Here is a 19202-nt window from a genome sequence, read left to right as displayed (position 1 = left end):
TTTAAAATAGCACAGATCCATTTACAAAAAAAAAAACGCCGTTTATAAAAATTGTATTCTTTTATTATTTAAAATAAATTTTCTTGATAAGAAACTATATTTTAAATGAAATCATACTATTTGATAGTTTTTAGTTTAGTAGCTGTATTAGTTGCATGTAATCATTCTACTAAGGAAAGAAAGTTGAATTATGAGGTCGAGCGAATGGGTTCGGTAGTTTTTCCACTTGATTCTCAAACCTCCTATTTTAATCACTTTCAAATAGTGAATCAGGGTGGTAGGGATCTAATGTACATGTTAACTGCTTTCAATAACAGATTTGTAGTTTATGATTTGAAATCTCAAGAACGTGTAAAGGCTTTTCAGTTTGATAATGATCCTATGTCTCCTATTTCGATAGGTTCGGACCCTCCTTCTGGGTTTTATTTTTTAAATTCGGATTCTATTTTTCTTTATGATGCAAGTAGACAAAAAATATTTTTAGGAAATGAAAAGGGAGAAACGCAATTGATCATTTCGATGCGAGAATATTTTCCCTCAGAAAGGGAATATTGGGGTGCTGCTTTTCAAAATGCTGAACCGATTATGCTAAATGATTCTATATTATCTGTAACAGGAGCGGTAACTTCAGGTAGAAATCCTCTGAGAAAGTATCAGACTTCTGATTTTAACCTTAATATTAAAACCAAAGAAGTTAAAAGAACAATGGTTTTTCCTGAAGCTTATACTTCTGGATATTATTATCCCACTACAAGGTTACGACCCACTAGAGCGCTAGATGATGCTAGAAATCTTTTATATTATAATTATCTTAATTCTGACTCAATTTATATTGTTGATTTAACTAATGAAAGAAGGACATCATTTTTTGCTAGTCATATTGATAAGCTTCCAACTATTGAAACAAATAATTTAGATGAATATAGAGCATTTGAAAACGGAGCAAAAAATCAGCTAATTTATAATATGTCTCAGGGGACATTCTTGGCTGTTTTTTATAATGCTTACCATGATCATATAATTAGATTGGGTTATCCTGGTATAAAAGATTTTAATTTTGAGGATTATCAAAATGGTCTTTATAAAAATGAAAGAGTTCTTAGTTTTTATGATGCCAAAAATTATGAGTTTCTTGGTAACATTACTTTGAATGGTTTAGGTTATGATTTTATGTTTTTTGATGAAAATAGTTTTTATGTAGCTGAAATTTCACAGAATAAATCTGAAGACGAATTGGTTTTTACAAAATTTAATTATCCTGAATTTTAGCGGTTGACGAATCAAAGTTGTTGATTAGACATTGAATTTAGGGAAATCTTTCCAAAATAAATCACTCCCCCCTGGGGTTGTTTTTGATTGAGTTCTCTGGCATGAATTAATTCTTTTTTGGAAGATCTGATATGCCATTAAACGTATTTTAATTAGGGATTTTTTTGAAATCGCAGAAAATATAATTCAAGTATTTAGTAGAGTAGTCCAAGTAAAAAAAGTGGGAGTTTTCTTCCCCAGCCTATTTCCAAATCGTCTGAGAAGATAAGATGGTTTTCAAAATCTGAAACCTGAGATGAGCCTTTCCCCGCTCCACCGATTTCTAATAAATAAGATTCATTAACCAGGAAATTACCCTGTTTCGGGAATGTGACTGAATAGCCTGCATTTTGAAGTTGGTCAATTGCAAAAGTTTCCCTAAGATTCCCTTGATTTCTTCCTTTTTCACAAAAACTATGAATCAGACTGGTGTTTGAGAGATAGATTTTTTCAGGTTTATTTAGCAGTGAAGTTCCTTTGCTTGCGGATCGTAAATTTCGGACCAATCTTGCTTCTTCTAGCAAATACAACATCTCAGTTAGTATAGGTCGAGTGGTTTCGAGTTACTGATCGATTGCTGATTACTGCTGAATCGAAACTAGCCATCTCATATACCCATCAGAAACGGACCTTTGAAGAGTCAATTATGGAAATACCTGACCCCACTATAGAGGTGCAGATTACTCCACCTGTAAAGTATCGGGATAATATCCTGACAAAGGATTGGCTATTTTCTTTTTTGCCCTACAATGGAGTGGTGATTAACTACAGGTTTTGATAAGACATAGGCGCATAATAATCGCGGGGAAGACCGGTGGTCTTGGTATTGAAAATAATATACAAGTGCTATCGAAAATTAAGCCTTCAAATTAGGTCATTTGAAGGATGCAAAAAAGTGATGCGGCGGGAATTGTCAGGGAATCGGAGAATAAATTTCCCCTTCATGCTTTCCAAACTCGATGGCCCTTTTGCAATTACTTTGGAGAAAAATCTCGCCAAGAAATCACCTTGCCCTGTAAGCGATTTTGATTGGAAGTTCCGGCATATATGAGGCCTTTGCCGGTGATAGGAAGGTCTGAGATCTGCTCAAACTTGGTCAAGCCTTTGAAGTTTTCAGTCATCACTGTGGTGCTTGCCTTGATCTCAAAGATCTCCAAGGAAAGTCCTTTGTCTAGTAGAAGATCAACTTCATTGCCATGATTGTCTCGCCAAAACCATGGACTTTCGTCACTATATCCATGATGCATTTGCTTATGAAATTCAGCAATCATCATGTTTTCAAACAAAGCACCTTTCACAGGATGAGTAAGCAGAGTTTCTCTAGATTTGATTTTCAAAAGAAAAGCCAATAAACCAGTGTCGTAAAAATATAACTTGGGGGTTTTGACCACCCGCTTGCTAAAATTTTTATGAAATGGATACAGCTGAAAGGTGATGTAGCTAGACTCCAAAGCCGAAAGCCAGGATTTAGCGGTAGGTTGAGTGATTCCCGCTTCGTTTGCCAAGGCGCTTAGATTTAATAGCTGACCCGCACGTGCTGCACAAAGGCCCAAGAAATTTTGAAACTGTCTCAAATCTCTGATAGCCATCAGTTCTGTGATGTCTCGATTGACGTAGGTTTGGACGTAATTCGAGTAGAATATACTGGGCGAAATCTTCCTGTCATACATTGCAGGGTAAAACCCATGAACCAATTGGTCAAAAGGATCGGCAGAAAGCATATTAGCTGCGGCGAGTTCCCTCGTGTCCAGAGGCAAAAGCTTGAAAATAGCCACTCTTCCTGCTAAGCTTTGGGTTATTCGCTCCATTAGATGGAAGTTTTGTGAGCCAGATAGGATGAATCCACCCATTCGACCTGGACGGCTGTCAACGAGCGTTTGCAGGTAGGAAAATATTGCGGGTGCTTGTTGCACTTCATCAAAGATGACTTGATCGTCGTATTCTGCCAGAAAGCCATTTGGATCTTTTAGCGCAAAATCTCGATTATCTGGATTCTCCAAACTGACATAGCGATAGTCTGGGAAAAGTGTCTTTAATAGGGTAGTCTTCCCTGACTGTCTTGGGCCTGTGATTGCAAGTATGGGGTATTTGCTTTGGTATTCCCGTATTGCGCTGTATATCCACCGGTTAATTACATTCATCTGCTACAAATTAACATCAAATTTTAAAATTGTACAAATATTATTTTAAAATTGTACGATTCTTACTTTGAAATTGCACAGATTAAGTCTTGAGATTGTATCTAGAGAACCACGATTAGTTCTCTAAAGTGTACCTTGTAGAATTCAGTTTTACTGAAATATCCCTTAAAGTATCCGATCTTGAAAATTGAAAATTAGATTTACGGAACATCAGCCACCGAACAATCAAAAACCAATCTACCTTTTATCCTCCCAAGGCATATAGACCACCTTTTTGGTCTCAAAAAAATCTTTCTTGAAATAGTCGCTTAAGTGGTAGGTTACATAGGATTTGCCTGTTTCCTCCATTTCCTCATCCACATCGCCTCCTTTGAGGTAAAGGATACCATTGGGAAATTCATTAAAATCCTCTCGCTTGATTTTTCCTTTGACCCAAGGATAAAAATTTATCATACGGGTCACGGCCCGGCTGATCACAAAATCATATTTCCGTACTAATGTCTCCGCCCGTGCTTGTTGGGCTTCTACATTGCTAAGCTTAAGGGCTTTGGCTACCTCTTTCACAACCGTAATTTTTTTTCCAATCGAATCTACTAGGTGAAAGTGAGTTTCTGGAAAAAGAATGGCTAATGGGATTCCCGGAAATCCTCCTCCCGTACCGATGTCTAAAACTTTGGTGCCCGGCTGAAATCCCATCACTTTGGCAATCCCCAAAGAGTGCAGCACATGATGCACATAGAACTGATCCATATCCTTGCGGCTGATCACATTGATTTTGGCATTCCACTCTTCATAGAGCGATTGCAAACGCTCAAATTGCTCGATTTGCTTTTCGCTGAGATTGGGAAAGTAGGACTGGATCAGTTGGGTACCCGAATTCATTTAGATGTGTTTTTCTTTGCCTGAGGCGATTTCATACAGGAGTTCTCGGGAGCGGTGGAGCTGGGCTTTTACTGTTCCTAAGGGCTTTTCGAGTTCTTGTGCGATCTCCTCATAGGATAGCTCATCAAAATACCTGAGCTGAACTAGTTTTCTGTATTTGGCGGGTAGTTTGTCAACAAACACGCGCACCATTTCTATTCGCTGTGATTTGATGAATTCGTCTTGAGGATTGTTGTCTCCATCTTCTACGTCAATAGTCACGGCATTGCCACTGTCATCCGAAAGCGTATTGTTAAGGCTCATGGTTTTGAGTTTTTTCTTACGAATAAAATCGATGGCATTATTAGTGGCGATTCGAAATAACCAGGTAGAGAAGGTGTAGTCTTTTTTAAACCGGTGGAGGTTTTTAAAGGCTTTGGCAAAAGCCTCCATAGTCAAATCCTCCGCATCATCTGCATCGCGAATCATTTTCAAAATCATGAAATAAACAGCCTTTTTGTACCGCTTCATGAGGGTAGCGTAGGCTTGCTGATCTTTGTGTACGACGGCCCGGTCGATCAGATCAAAATCCTCGAGAGCCTTGTTAGAAAATCCGCGTTCGTTTATTTCCATTGAATGTCTTTTGACTGATGGGAAATGGAACCTAAAATCCAAAAATAGCCCAGATACAAAAAATCGTTGATCAGGATATTTGCAGGTACTTTGATTCCATTAATTTTTTTATTCGATGCAGTGAAGATCGAAGCTAAGAGAATAGATCTTCCTAGGATAATACCGAAAACAATCAGAAAATGTTCCCAATTTTGTTTAAGTCCAAAATAAATCAATAAAGCAATTCCTCCAGTCCAAAATAATGCATGGGAAAGTGCGTAAAAGCCAATTTTCCGCTTGTCTTCACTTCGGTAATATTTTCCGATATGTAAATGCCTTTTCTTCTGGATTCTATATTCTTTCCAATTTTCCTTAGGCTTGGATGTGGTATTGGCCTCAGGATCCAGAACAACAGCGGTGTTTTTACCGGTGGCATATTGATTGACAAAAAGGTCATCATCGCCACCTTCGAGATGCCAGATTCCCTTGAATGCCTTAACTTCCATGAAGAACTGCTTTCGATAGCAAAGATTTCTACCTACTGCCATAAATGGGGTTTTCCACAATCCGAATGAAAGGTAATACAATGCTGTCATTAAAGTTTCAAATTGGATCCATCGGTTTAGGAATCCGGGTTTTTGCTGATAGCCTGAGTAGCCAATACTGAATTGCTTGCCATTTTCCCGGACAGGGGCAGTCATTTTCCGGATCCATTGGTTAGAATTGGGCTCACAGTCGGCATCGGTTAATAAGATGACGTCGTTTTTGGCTACTTTGATACCAAGCGTGAGCGCATATTTTTTTGAAGTCACATGATCCGGAGTATACTGAATGGTCACAGAGCGAAGGCGAGGGTAGACAGCCATCATCTCCTCGAGTAGTCTTTTGGTTCGGTCTGTGCTTCTGTCATTGACAATGAGCACATCGTATTTGGGATAGTCCTGCTCAAAAAGTTTCGGGATGAGTGTTTTGAGATTCTTGAACTCATTTCTGGCAGCAACTACGATGGTTACCGGTTCCTCGTTGTTGGTTTTTTGTGAAGAGGAAGGGATTTTGAAAAAGGCTACTCTGCCAAAAATCACCAATAGATATACTGCCTGAATGATTATCCCGAGGCTAAAGAGAGTCCAGAGTAAAAATAGGTCCATAGGTGGGTTTTGCTGGGCAAATATAAAATCAATTTCAGCATTCGTTTAAGAATAAGTGGATATTTTTCAGCTGAGTTTTTTGAGAATAAGCATGGACTGAGGTTTACTGTTTTTCCAACCGCATTATAGATATTTTAACAATCTTTTGCCCCCTATTCCTCCCTCAAATGATGACATTTTTTATTAATTGTAATAAAGAAGATGACGGAGAATTTGCAAATCCAATTGGGGATGTACTCATTTTCTTCTATTTTCCGATTCGGCTTTTTAGAATGGATAAGAAAGAAAACAGGTATTTATTTCAAGAGGAAATTTTGCAGGCTCTCAAAAAGCATGACTCTGAGGCGGTGGAAACACTGTATAGGGAATGCTGGCCCATTGTAAAAAATCACATCATGAGCAATAGCGGTTCCCTACACGAAGCAGAGGATTTGTATCAAGAGGCCTTTTTGGTCTTTTGGGACAAAACCAAGCAGGCTGATTTCTTTTTGTTTCCTGGAGCCAGTTTGCAGAGCTTTTTGATTCAAATCGCCAAAAAGCTGTGGCTCTATCACCTTCGGGAAAACCGAAAGATGCAAACCCAAGTCATGGAGGAATTCCCCGAGTTGGCAGAGGAAGTAGTCCTGGAGGAAAAAGATCTGATTCAGGCGACTTGGGCAGTGTTTCGTACGCTTGGTGAAAAATGTCGGCAGATCCTGAAGGCATTTTACTTTGAGAAAAAAAGAATGGAAGAAATCGCCCAAGAAATGAACCTGACTCCGCAAACCGCCCGAAATAGCAAATATCGCTGCATCAAAGAAATGAAATCCAAACTTAACCCTAGATAAGTGAAGGACTTTTCCAGCATATCGCCCGAAAAGCTCGATCAGATCGAGCGCTATCTCCGAAATCAACTTTCGCCAGAGGAAAGAGCATCCTTTGAAACGCTTCTCTCTCGAGATGAAAATCTATCCAAAGTGCTGACTGAGGTGAAAGAAAACCTTCGGATTCTTGAGTTGAGCCTGATGAGAGATGAGATCAAAAACTTCCATCAGAGGTTGCCGAAAGCGAAGCAAAGTTGGATCAAGCCTTGGCAAAAAGTGGCCGCTGCAGGTCTGGGCTTTCTGTTGGTTGCCTTGGTATATTTTCTCCTTCGACAAACTCCAGAAGAGAAATTGTTTCTGAGCTATTTTGAGCCGGACCCTGGCTTGGTTACTGCGATGAATCCATTTTCCGAATATGAGTTTGGTCGGGGTATGGTCGATTACAAAAGGGGAGACTTCGATGGAGCTTCCAAAAGGTGGGAAAGTCTGCTGGCAGAGGGTTATAACTCAGACACGCTCCAATTTTACTTGGGCAATTCCCGTCTTAAGCTAGGCGAATTAGAACTAGCCTTAGAAAATTTCGATGCGGTTTCCACGGATTCGCTTTCGGTATTTCGCTCGGATGCATTTTGGTACCAAGGACTGATTCATTTGAAAAATGGAGACCGGGAAAAGGCCATGGAGTCCTTGTCCCAGTCCGATTTTCCTCAGGCCGCTGAGTTAATCCAAAAGCTAAACGAATAGCCATGTTTGGGATTCGGGTTCTACAGGTGATTTTAATTTCCCTTCTTTTGGTACAAGGACAAAAGGAAAATCCATTGAAAAAGATCCAAGAGACTAAAAACCCAGAGGAGATCAGTCTTTTCCTGGATCAGTTTATCCGGGTTGCGACCGATCAAAATAGCCTTGAAAGCTTAAGCTCAAATCTCGATCAATTATTTGCGGTCGCAAAATCGGAAGACTCAAATCTTATAGAGCAATTTTTATCCAAAGTAGAACCTTTGGAACTGCCCCAATCAGTAAGACTAGAGATTTTCAAAAAAACCGCTCGTTATTATTTTGATCAGGGCGAACTGCCTAAAGCCGAGGCGATCTATGCCAATTTATTACTGAATTTTGGAGATAAGCTTTCTCTCGGGGAGTCAGCCAAGCTCAAAAGTGAATTAGGTGAAATTTTCCAACGAATGGGAGAGCTCAGCCAAAGTAAAAAATTGCATCTCGAAGCCAGACGGGAGTTTGAAAAAAGCGGGGCCTTGATTGGAGAAAACCAATACATCTCAGCTCAAAACCTGGGACTCATCTATTGGTATCAATCCCAGTTTGATTCTTCCTTTTACTATTTCGGGCAAGCCATGGAGCTCTTGGACGCTTTAGAACCCACTCCCGTCAACCAAGTCTATCGCAAAGCTATGCTGAAGAGCAATCTGGCGGGATTGTACAATTTCACCGGGCAAGCCACCAAAAGCATGAAGGAGCTTAATGAGGCGGTATTTATGCTTGATGATTTTATTCGGAAAAATCCAAAGGCCAAAAAAAGAGAGCAAGCCTTAACCAATTTTTTCAATGGAAAAACCAACCTTGCAGGAATCTACCGGGGAATTGGCGACTATCAGCGCGCACTAAAACTCCTTCTAGAAGCGGATCGGGCAAGTCGTGAACAGCTACCGGCACTGCACCCCAAAATCGTCGAGCGGGAAATCATGATCGGTCAGACTTACCGTCAGCTTAAACAGCTGCAGCGGGCGGAATCTTGGCTCAAGAAAGCCCAAACCAACCTGGAAAAAATAGACGGATCTTATCCGCTGATGTGGGGGGATTTGCATTACACTATGGCTTTGCTCTATGAAGATAAGTCAGTGGTAAATGAGGCGGGGTATCACTATGATCAGGCTGGGGAATATTATGGGTCGGTCATGAATGACTTTTACGACCCGATATTCTTAGAGTACATGGGGCATGCGGCAGATTTTTATTCTAAGAATCAAGTGGGAGAAAAGGGACTTAAAATGGCTCAACAAGCCTTGGATTACACCGTTTGGGTCAATGGTGATCAGGTGGATCGTAATTTTCTTCAGTATTTTTTTACAGCACGTGTGCATTTCAATCTGGGGCAATTTGAAAAATCCAAAAGCCAACTGCTCAAAGCAGAGAAGCTTTTGACCGACAAAATGAAAAACGCTTCAAGCTTGCTGGATTCCCTTCAGGCCCAGCTCGAGCTGCCGCAGATTCTTCTCTTGAAGTCCAAGCTGGAGGATCAACTTCATGAGAAAGATAACCCCGCCCATCTGAAGCAGCTAGATGCTTGGATGGGGCAGGCAATGGATATCTTGGAACTGCGAAAAACACTCCTCTATGCGGTAGAGGATCAGGGAATATTGACAGCTAGGAATCAGGAGCTGATTGATTTTTACAAAAGCGTTTTGGTCAGGCTTTATACACAAACTCAGGAGGAAAACTATTTGAATAAGCTCCTTTCTCTTCATGAATCGTCCATTTACGCCCGATTGAGGAGTCGGATTTTTTCCCAAGAATCGGTGAAGTTCAGAGATATTCCAGTCATGTGGATTGCTAGGGAAGACTCGATCCGAACTCGATTGGATGCTATCTGGGAGGAAGGGGAAGAGCAAACTATTGATTTGGCAAAGTTACTTTCTGACTGGAAAGCCTTTCTTGATGAATTAAAGTCTGCCTACCCGTCTTATTTTGAGTTGCGATATGGGAAGTCTTGGGATGGGTTTGTTTTTGAACCGGGTGCAGAGACCTTGCTGCAGTGGATTCAGGTCGATGGCCGACTTTATGCGCTAGTTGAATCTGGAGGAAAAAGGGATTTTAAGGACATTGGCATACCTCCCGATGAGATCCAAGCAATCCTTACGCCTGAGCTTTCTCTGGAAGACTATAGCCGAGCTGCATTTGCACTCTATCAGCAGCTGTGGCAGCCGATCGAAAAATATGTTGGATTAGGTTCGGTCAAAATCATCCCGGATGGCGTCCTTTTTAGTTTGAATTTTGATCAATTGATTCGGGAGGAATTGAGGACTTTTGAAGAGATCTCTGATCGGACCTTATTGAAAGATTATGCGTTTTCCTATGCCTTTTCTAGATCTCAGCTGGCTCAAAATCAAAGCTTGGCTTATTCCGAGAAAGCCATTGCCTTTGCGCCGGTTTTTACGGATGAGATGAAATCTACCTACAGGACTCAAAACCTTGTCAGTGATCCGGCGGTGGAGGATTACCTACGCTTACTTCCACAGCCATTTGCCTTGGATTTGGCTCAGAAAGTCGAGCGGGAATTTGACGGTACCACTTACCTTTTTGAATCTTCCAGTGTCCAGAATTTCAAAGAGTTGTCTGGATCCGTTCCTGTCCTCCAATTGGCCACACATGCCTATTCTGACAATATTTCTCCGGAACGATCCTACTTGGTTTTTGCCAAGGAAAGGAAAGAGGATGAAAATTTGCTCTATGCTTATGAACTGTACGATCAGGGAATCTCGGCCGGATTGGTAATGCTGACTGCCTGCGAGACGGGATTGCCTGTGTATCAAGCTGGGGAGGGGATGATTTCCCTTGCTCATGCTTTCAACTATGCGGGGAGTGAGTCTTTGCTAACTTCCTTGACCAAGACAGATGAAAAGGCCGGTGCTTTGATATCGGAATATTTTCTGGATTTGGTTGCATCAGGTGAATCACTGGATCAGGCTCTTCAATTCGCCAAATTGGAATATTTGAAAAATTCCAAAGGCAGAGCTTTGATGCCGACCTATTGGTCTGGATTGATTCTCATCGGTCAAAAGCACCCCATACCCTTGAAAAAAGAGAAAACTCCATCCTATTTTATGTTTTTTGGAGGTTTAATGGTACTTCTGGCTTTGGGAGTTTTGATTTTTATGATGAGGAAAAAACTTTTGTGAAATAATTTTTCACCAGACTGATGACATTTTTAAAAAGCTGCAATAGGAGTTTATAGAAAAACTTCTGAGCCATGAACAAAAAGATTTTTACTCTATTCTTGAGCCTTTTCATTTTGATGTTTTCCTGCAAGGAAGACGAAATGATTCCAGATCCTACGCCAACACCTGATCCCGATCCAGTGCAGCAGGATCCAGACCCCGATCCGGTCGTGAATATTCCCACTCAAGTGGCCAAAATCACCCTTCCGGGAGGAGTCAGCTATGATCTGAGTGGGCACAGCATTTGGTCCAACGGGCTGAGGGAGCCGGTGACTTCCAACGGAGATACCAAAATCCCCCAAATCACCGAGGGCTACAACGTTGCCTTTGTGTTTGATGAGGAGGGCAATCCGATTCTGGCGGGATTTGTGACCAAAGATGAAAGTATGATCTCGGTGGAAAGCACCGCCAAAGTGCTCCTTTACTATAGTACTGGTGCCGTACTGATGGCTGAGGAGGTGTCTAGGATTTTTGTCAATCAAGTGCACGAGCTACCGGAGTTTCAGGACTGGGCGAAGCAGTTTGAAGAACTGTGGAAAGCAGACCCGAAGATTTTGTCCAAACCCGCAGAGATCAGAACGGCGATAGCAGGGACGACTACCAAGATTTTGGGAGAATCCCGTCCCTTGGACATCAGAGGAGAGGAAAATGAGGAAACACCCAACGGCCGGGTTTGGTCGGTTACGGTAGATGACGGGAATATCAAGAGTGGGTTGCAGATTTTTTCTGAAGCTGCAGGTGAACTGAAAATCAGAAATAGATATAGGAGAAGAGCCCACGCCTTCCTGTACAAGTCCAGATTCAAGCCTACAGGCTCCCAAAATTACACCGAGGTGCTTCAAAGTGTCAGTTCGGGCACCGCTGCTGACGCGGATTTGGCAGTGGGACCGACCGAGGGGATTTCCAATGTGTTTGGCTCGCTGATCAAGCAGGTCATAGGAGATGGGATGCAAATGGCAGTCAAGGAGGAGGGCCCCATGGCTGTACAGCTGGGAGAAAATGAAGACGTGGCCGTTTACTGGCTTCGGATCGTGGGACCCGGAAATCAGCGAAATTCCATAATCAGAAGTGATGCAGAAGAGAAAAAACTGAACAGGCTATCAGTAGAGACATTTGCCTTGGACTTTTTGATCCCACTGATCGGTACTGCGACTGGCGGAGTAAAAGGTCAAGCTGTAAATCAAATGGAGGAGTCTCGACAGGGGAAAGCTGAAGCAATGATCACTGCAGTAGAAGTTTTTCTGGATGCTTTTCCAAATATCTATGACGCGGTGAAAGAGGGAGATTTCAAAGCTGCAACGTTTGCTTCCCTTGAGGCTCTTGGTAAAGAAGGCGCTGGAATAATTGCCGAAAACTTGTTCAAGAAAATAGCCAGTCTATCCACAGAAAATATTTCAGAAAAGGGCTTGGAAGAAGCGGGTAAGTATATGGGAAAAATACTGTTTGTGGCAGATGGCCTGCTTCAGACGGCAGATTGGTCTAGAATAATTGTCAACTATGGCTATTCCCAACGGATCGAGGAGTGGGAAGTGAAGGCCGTTGCCAGTCAGGTGAAATTGCTTCCCAAAGAAGCGACAATCACCAATGCATCCCAGCAGAAGCTCACCGCTTCCACGGTCGATATCGACGAGTCTCAAAAGAAAGACCTGAGGTTTAAATGGAGCACCGAGGGCAAATACGGCTACCTGATCGAAACAGCAAGCAATCGGGGTCCTTCGATTGAAACCAATGACCACGAGATATTCTACAATGCCAGCACCTCCTCCAGCAACCTGTCGGATGATGAGAATCTGGAGACGATCGTGGTGGAAGCCTTTTTGGGAGACAACCTGATCGGCAGCGATACCATGACCGTGAATGTGAAAAAGAGCCTCTATGAAATCAAACCGGACGGGATCACGCTGACGGGAAAAGAGGAAGGTGATAACCCCAACAAAGTGAAGCTCCACATCGAGCCAGCCGGAGACAATGGTTCACCCTTGGGTTCTAATCCAGACTCGGATTACAAAATAGTCTGGACGACTCCCGGCAGCCACGGAGGATTGATGGAAGGGGAATCCGGTCAGACTCTGACCACCATCACGACCTATGGCAATGGATCGATCTGGTACAAAGCTACCGATGACCAAACCAAAGAAAGTTTGGAAAATATCAACGCACGGATTTATTCGAAACCAAAAGGGGCAACGGATGACGAATACCGCCTATTTGAAGACCTGAAGGCAACCGTGAAAATCAATAATGATGAGAAGAAGAAGATCATTCATGTGAACATAACGTCAAATTACTATAGCAGGACATATGTAGTGGGGACAAGTACAAGATTAAATTGCGCAGCACTTGAAGCCATTTTAGTTCCCAAAGAAGAGGACGCAGTGAGGTATGATGTAAGATTTTATGATCTTTCACATCCTTTGCCAGGCACTCCAAAAGTATATGGATGGACACCCAATGGGTCAAATGTTTACCCCTTCCCAGAAGACCCCAATCAGGATTTCCCAGCAAGATCGTTCCCACTTGACCAAGGAGAGGCTTATTTCTTAGGGTTGACATTTTCAGCTGTTGATACCAATGGTGACGATCCACTGGGCCGTTGTGCGAGATTACAGGGCCAATTGTTCACAGGTAAAGCTGAAGTGATTATCACCTTGAAATAGAATATGTTATGAATAACTCAATTTCAAAAGCATTTCTTTTCTTTCTAAGCTGGGCTAGCACTTTTTGTTCTTGTGCTAGCCCAGTAGAAAAAAGTGGCCATAATCAGATTTCTTCCACTGAAACTGAAATCTCTCCAGTCACAGAAATTACCAAGAACTCAAGCGATGAAGAACCCTTAAGTCTTCAGCGAGTGGAAATACAAGATCAGGCGCTCAATATGAAAATGCTGAGTATAAATATCCCTGAAGGTTGGACGCTTCATCAGGATATCGCGTCCAATCCCAATGGATCGGGCTATCTCAAATTTCTCCTCGCTTTGGAAAGTCCGGAGGGGGAGATTCAAGGGCTCCTTCCGTTGATGATGAACTATCATTCTTTTGTAATGAATGGACAACACCAGGGAGTTTATTTTGATGACTTGATTCCGTATTTGATGCACTATTGCTCTCAGCCTTTTTTGGAAAAATTTACCCCAGGTAAAATGATTTCCGACCAAGAAGCTCTAGCTAGTGCTGAGGGAGAGCAAATCAAAGCTTTTGCCATGAATTACGCTCAAATGGCCAGTCAGGCAGTAGGGATACCAGTTACTATAGATTTTGATATGGTTAAAATGGATTTTTCTGCTTTCAGAAAAAATGTACCTTACAAAGGCTTGATCAAAGCTTCCAAAGTGGGTGTGATCAACCAGAATCCATACATGACAAGTAAAAACGGGATAATTATGGGCTTTTTTACCCTAGCTCCTGAAGAACTCTTTGCGCAGGCTTCACAACGGGAAATTGACATGCAACTGGAGATCAATCCTCAGTGGGGACAGAAAAGGTCCGAGATAATTGATATGGAAACTCGGCGTATGTCCCAAGACCATCAGGCTAGGATGGCGCAGCAGCAAGCACAATTCAATGCCCATCAGCAAAACATGGCCTCCATGAGACAAAGTTTTGACCAGCATAATCAGGCTTGGCGCGAACGAAACTTTGGAAGCAGTGGTTCATCTTCCTACTCGGGCAATGCCTCCGTGATTGACGCCATTACAGGCTATACTTCCTTCAGTGATCCATATACTGGTCAGCAGATTAAAAAAGAAGGAAATTATAATTACTGGTACACCAATGAGTTTGGAGAATACCATGGGACCAATGACCCCAACTTTAAACCGGGGAATCACTACAGTGGCAATTGGAAATCCATTCAGCCGCTGAAACCCAATCATTGAGCTGCGGATATGGCCTTTGAGTTTTTGAATTCGCTTGCTTGAGTTGGTAATTGATTTCTTTTGACTTATAGTAAATTAAACTTTTAAACATGGAATAAAAGCGGAAAATCCGATCTTTGCAGCCATGAAGTTCACCTTAGAGAAAAAAGATTCCCAATCTCAAGCCCGTGCCGGTGAGATTCTAACCGATCATGGGATGATCCAAACGCCTATTTTTATGCCTGTGGGCACTGCTGGGACGGTAAAAGCGGTGCATCAGCGGGAATTGAAGGAGGATATTCAAGCTCAAATTATTCTGGGGAATACCTATCATCTATACCTGCGCCCGGGATTGGATATTTTGGAAAAGGCAGGCGGGCTTCACCAATTCAATGGTTGGGATAGGCCAATATTGACCGATTCGGGGGGGTATCAGGTTTTTTCCCTAGCTGGAACTCGCAAAATCAAAGAGGAGGGAGTGACCTTCAAATCCCATATTGACGGGTCTAAGCACAATTTTACTCCAGAAAACGTGATGGATATTCAGCGAACCATCGGTGCAGATATCATTATGGCATTTGACGAATGCACGCCTTACCCCTGTGAATATGGATATGCACGAAATTCCATGGAGATGACTCATCGGTGGCTGAAGAGATGCATCCATCGATTTGATGCTACCGAAGGGAAATACGGCTACAGTCAGACCCTTTTTCCGATCGTTCAGGGCTCAGTGTATAAAGATTTGCGCAAGCAAAGTGCGGAATTCATCGCCGCCCAAGGCCGGGAAGGTAATGCAATAGGTGGACTTTCGGTGGGTGAACCAGCCGAGATGATGTATGAAATGACTGAGTTGGTGACGGAGATTTTGCCCCAAGAAAAGCCCCGTTACTTGATGGGAGTGGGTACTCCTGCAAATATTTTAGAATGCATCGCGCTCGGTGTGGATATGTTTGACTGTGTGATGCCGACCCGAAATGCACGAAATGGAATGCTTTTCACCTCAGAGGGAATCATAAATATTCGAAATGAAAAGTGGAAGGATGATTTCAGTCCCATCGATCCGGCGATTGGGAATTATGCAAGTAGTTTCTATTCTAGGGCATATTTGCGTCATTTAACGATTTCTAAGGAAATATTGGCTGCACAAATTGCAAGTATTCATAACTTGGCTTTCTACTTGTGGTTAGTGGGACAAGCCAGAGAGCATATCCTCGCAGGTGATTTTGTCACCTGGAAGGATCAAATGGTCAAAAAAGTAAGTACCCGACTTTAATTTATGAAACTACTCGATAAGCTGATTATTAAGGATTTTTTGAAGACCTACTTCTTCGTAGTGTTGATGCTTATCCTAGTAGTTTTGGTGCTGGATTTTACGGAAAAAAATGACAAATACATCCAAAATCAAGTGCCTACGGGTGAAATTCTTCGCTATATGGGGAATTATGGCCTTTATCTAAATAATCTTTTAACACCGATTACGGTATTTATTTCTGTGATTTTTATTACCTCCAAAATGGCGGGTAGAACTGAGATTATTGCCATCCTCAGCAGCGGGGTGAGTTTTGTTAGATTACTACGTCCTTTTCTCTTTGGAGCGGCACTGATAGGTGCAGCCAGTTTTTATCTGAATGGCTGGGTATTGCCTAAAGCGACAGAAGGAGTGACTGTATTTCGCCTGGTTTACCTGGAAAAAGGAACAAATACTTCTGATCAAAACATTCATATTAAAGTAGGAGAGGATAGTTATGCCTATCTGAGTAGGTTTTTTAAAGCCACTAATACAGGATATAGCTTCACGCTAGAAACCATTAAAGACGGTAAATTACTTGCTAAAATTTCTTCCGATCGAATCGAGTGGGATACCGCAAAAAACTCCTGGACCATGATTAATTGGCGTTTGAGAGAATTGAAAGATCGGAAGGAAGAATGGTCTGTAGGAAGCAGAAAGGATACGGTGCTGTCAATAGTTCCTGAGGATTTTGGAGTACCTGAGAAGCATCATGAAACCTTAAAATTACCTCAATTGAGCAAGCAGATCAGAACCTTGGAAGAACGAGGAGCCGATAATGTGGAGTATTATAAGATCGAACGTTATGTTCGATTTATGTCTCCATTTGCCGCGATCATCTTGACTTTTATTGGAGTAATCATGTCTGCTAGAAAGACTCGTGGAGGTTCGGGGTTTCAGATTGCCATGGGCTTTTTGATGGCCTTTATTTACATTCTGTTCTATATTCTTTCCCGAACCTTCGCCGAAAACGGTTCGGAATATCCCATCCTGTCTGTTTGGCTGCCCAATATAGTCTTTGGGATTTTAGGCTTGGTATTGTACAAAACAGTCCCTCGATAAATGCAGGCAACGATTAAAGATTACTTTCTTCTCCACCTGATCGTCTTGATTTGGGGATTTACTGCGATTTTGGGAGTTTTGATTTCACTTCCTGCGCTGGAATTGGTTTTTTACCGAACACTGATAGCTTCAGTTGGTGTAGCGCTTCTTTTCGTATGGAAGAAGAAAAATATTCTGATTCCCACGCATGAAATGTGGAAAGTGCTGGGGACAGGCATTTTGATTGCCCTGCATTGGATCTTGTTTTTCTGGTCGGCAAGAGTTGCTACGGTATCCGTTTGTTTGGCAGGAATGGCGACGACTTCACTCTGGACGGCTTTTGTGGAGCCCTTTTTCAACCGGACTAAAGTCAAATGGTATGAGGTAGCCTTGGGGATTATGGTGATTTCGGGTCTAGTCGTCATTTTCAAGTTTGAAACAGGATATTGGTTAGGCTTGTCTATGGCCTTGGCTTCGGCTTTCCTTGCCGCTTGTTTTTCTGTGATCAATGGAAAGCTGACAAAGAAGCATGACCCGTATCAGATCACTTTTTATGAGATGAGTGGTGCGAGTGTTTTTATTTTAGCGTTTATGCCTATTTATGCTGCCTATATGACTGATGGACAGGGAATCCAATGGGCCTGGCAAGGGTTTGATTGGTTTTGGCTTTTTCTCCTTGGAGGAGTTTGTACCGTGTACGCCTTTTCGGTTTCGGTGGATTTGATGAAGCGACTGACGGTGTTTTCCATCAACCTGACGATAAATCTGGAGCCGGTGTATGGGATCGTTTTGGCGGTTTTGATTTTTGGAGAAAGTGAAAAAATGACTCCGGAATTTTACCTAGGGACTTTAATCATTTTGTTTTCAGTTCTTACCTATCCGGTACTGAATTATTGGAATAAGCGGAGAAAAGCTGTGAGGACTTTGGGTTAAAAATTATCTAGTTGCTTCGCATAATCATCCATTCCCCATTCTGCAAGTTCAATAATCTGGGGATCTTTTTGGGCTCTTCGAAAGGATTTTTTGTATGCCCGTTATTTAAGACAGGTCTTGATTTTTGAAATCAAATGGCTTTTGCAGACATGAATTGAAGTAGGTGTTTTCTTGTTCAAGGATTTTGACATTTATAGTTCTTTTTCAAAACAATAATAATGCTCTGAAAAATTAATACCGCTTGGCTTTGTATCGAAAAGGCCAAAAACACTCGAACCAGATCCTGACATGGCGGCATAATACGCACCTGCATCGTAAAATTGGTTTTTGATTTCAGCGATTTGGGGATGATTTAGGAATATGCTTTTTTCGAAGTCATTGACCAATTCTTCCTTCCATCGATTTCGATCAGCGATCACTTCTTCCAGATTCACTTTGGGAGCTCCAGGGGTGACACCTGCATAAGCTTCTTTGGTGCCAATATGTATGCCGGGATTAATTAGCACTAAATAGCTTCCTTTGAGTGAGAGATCAATATCCTCGAGGATTTCACCTCTTCCACGGGCTATTTTGGGTGTGTTTTCGATGAAAAAAGGACAATCGCTTCCCAGTTGGGCTGCGTACTCTTCTAAGAAAAAATCATCCAAATGCAGGTCAAAAAGATTGTTCATCAGCTTCAGCGCAAAAGCCCCATCCGCTGATCCGCCCCCAAGTCCAGCCCCCATAGGAATATTTTTATGGAGATGAATTTTCAGGTTTGGCAAGCCCTGAAAATCCTTGCGGAGTAGTTTCTCTGCTTTGAGAATCAAATTATCTTTTGCATCTCCTGGGATTGGCAGTCCTGTGCTTTCCCATCCCCCTTTTTTATTATGAATCATTTCTAGGGCATCCAAAAGTGGGATAGGCACCATGCAGGTTTCTATCTCGTGATAGCCGTCCTTTCGCTTACCTGTGATATGAAGTCCTAAATTGATTTTGGCGTTTGGAAATGTGATCATGAGTAAAAGTTTTAGCAAAAATAAGATAAAAATGATGGGCAAACACTTGGAAAAATCATTTGAAAAATTATCAATGAAAGCCATGAATTTTAAATCAATGGTTTTGTTTATTTGTTTCTATTGAAAAAAATGAAATGAAATTTCAAAAAAATTAATAATAATGAAATTCAAAATAATATTCTGAAAATCATTATTATTCGAAATTCACTTTTTTAATTAAGGGGTTTTAGGCGCATTTATCGGTTTTATATTCTGTATTT

Annotated in this window: 15 protein-coding genes; 9 read left to right on the top strand and 6 right to left on the bottom strand. The window is 41.8% G+C overall.

The window, feature by feature from the left end; genetic code table 11:
- Window positions 1–105: 105 nt before the first annotated feature.
- Window positions 106–1269: a hypothetical protein gene (locus BLQ57_RS06705; RefSeq protein ID WP_087938557.1), complete on the top strand. Its 1164-nt coding sequence runs from the start codon at window positions 106–108 to the stop codon at window positions 1267–1269.
- A gap of 194 nt (window positions 1270–1463) precedes the next feature.
- Here the strand turns inward: BLQ57_RS06705 and BLQ57_RS06700 are convergent, their stop codons facing one another.
- From BLQ57_RS06700 to BLQ57_RS06680, 5 genes are all read right to left on the bottom strand, one after another.
- Window positions 1464–1841, bottom strand: a complete 378-nt coding sequence (locus BLQ57_RS06700; RefSeq protein ID WP_087938556.1) for a hypothetical protein — start codon at window positions 1839–1841, stop codon at window positions 1464–1466.
- 441 nt (window positions 1842–2282) lie between these two features.
- The gene (locus BLQ57_RS06695) at window positions 2283–3449 is read right to left on the bottom strand and encodes an ATP-binding protein (protein ID WP_087938555.1); all 1167 of its coding nucleotides are present in this window, start codon (window positions 3447–3449) and stop codon (window positions 2283–2285) included.
- 237 nt (window positions 3450–3686) lie between these two features.
- The gene (gene rsmG / locus BLQ57_RS06690; protein WP_087938554.1) at window positions 3687–4331 is read right to left on the bottom strand and encodes a 16S rRNA (guanine(527)-N(7))-methyltransferase RsmG; all 645 of its coding nucleotides are present in this window, start codon (window positions 4329–4331) and stop codon (window positions 3687–3689) included.
- Window positions 4332–4943, bottom strand: a complete 612-nt coding sequence (locus BLQ57_RS06685; RefSeq protein WP_087938553.1) for an RNA polymerase sigma factor — start codon at window positions 4941–4943, stop codon at window positions 4332–4334.
- On the bottom strand, window positions 4934–6070 hold the full coding sequence (locus BLQ57_RS06680) for a glycosyltransferase (protein WP_087938552.1): 1137 nt from the start codon (window positions 6068–6070) through the stop codon (window positions 4934–4936). Before BLQ57_RS06680 ends, BLQ57_RS06685 begins: the two co-directional genes overlap by 10 nt.
- A gap of 167 nt (window positions 6071–6237) precedes the next feature.
- On the opposite strand from BLQ57_RS06680, the gene BLQ57_RS06675 reads away from it, so the two are divergent.
- The 8 genes from BLQ57_RS06675 to BLQ57_RS06640 all read left to right on the top strand — a co-directional run bounded on the left by BLQ57_RS06675 (window position 6238) and on the right by BLQ57_RS06640 (window position 17944).
- On the top strand, window positions 6238–6897 hold the full coding sequence (locus BLQ57_RS06675) for an RNA polymerase sigma factor (RefSeq protein WP_087938551.1): 660 nt from the start codon (window positions 6238–6240) through the stop codon (window positions 6895–6897).
- Window positions 6898–7617 carry a tetratricopeptide repeat protein gene (locus BLQ57_RS06670; protein WP_087938550.1) on the top strand — a complete coding sequence of 240 codons (720 nt, stop codon included), beginning with the start codon at window positions 6898–6900 and terminating at the stop codon, window positions 7615–7617.
- Between the two features lie 2 nt (window positions 7618–7619).
- Window positions 7620–10787: a CHAT domain-containing protein gene (locus BLQ57_RS06665; RefSeq protein WP_087938549.1), complete on the top strand. Its 3168-nt coding sequence runs from the start codon at window positions 7620–7622 to the stop codon at window positions 10785–10787.
- 71 nt (window positions 10788–10858) lie between these two features.
- The gene (locus BLQ57_RS06660) at window positions 10859–13483 is read left to right on the top strand and encodes a hypothetical protein (protein WP_139162682.1); all 2625 of its coding nucleotides are present in this window, start codon (window positions 10859–10861) and stop codon (window positions 13481–13483) included.
- Between the two features lie 8 nt (window positions 13484–13491).
- On the top strand, window positions 13492–14700 hold the full coding sequence (locus BLQ57_RS06655) for a hypothetical protein (RefSeq protein WP_087938547.1): 1209 nt from the start codon (window positions 13492–13494) through the stop codon (window positions 14698–14700).
- 124 nt (window positions 14701–14824) lie between these two features.
- Window positions 14825–15955: a tRNA guanosine(34) transglycosylase Tgt gene (tgt, locus tag BLQ57_RS06650; protein ID WP_087938546.1), complete on the top strand. Its 1131-nt coding sequence runs from the start codon at window positions 14825–14827 to the stop codon at window positions 15953–15955.
- 3 nt (window positions 15956–15958) lie between these two features.
- A complete protein-coding gene (locus tag BLQ57_RS06645; RefSeq protein ID WP_087938545.1) occupies window positions 15959–17032 on the top strand; it encodes an LptF/LptG family permease in 1074 nt (357 codons plus the stop codon).
- On the top strand, window positions 17033–17944 hold the full coding sequence (locus BLQ57_RS06640) for a DMT family transporter (protein WP_087938544.1): 912 nt from the start codon (window positions 17033–17035) through the stop codon (window positions 17942–17944).
- 191 nt (window positions 17945–18135) lie between these two features.
- Here the strand turns inward: BLQ57_RS06640 and ispE are convergent, their stop codons facing one another.
- Entirely contained in the window at window positions 18136–18942 is an 807-nt protein-coding gene (gene ispE, locus BLQ57_RS06635; protein WP_087938586.1) for a 4-(cytidine 5'-diphospho)-2-C-methyl-D-erythritol kinase, read from the bottom strand.
- Between the last annotated feature and the right edge of the window lie 260 nt (window positions 18943–19202).

The sequence above is a fragment of the Algoriphagus faecimaris genome (genome assembly GCF_900101705.1).
GTDB lineage: Bacteria > Bacteroidota > Bacteroidia > Cytophagales > Cyclobacteriaceae > Algoriphagus > Algoriphagus faecimaris.
Note: the sequence above shows the minus strand (reverse complement) of the source record. Positions and strands in the feature narration are given on the sequence as shown.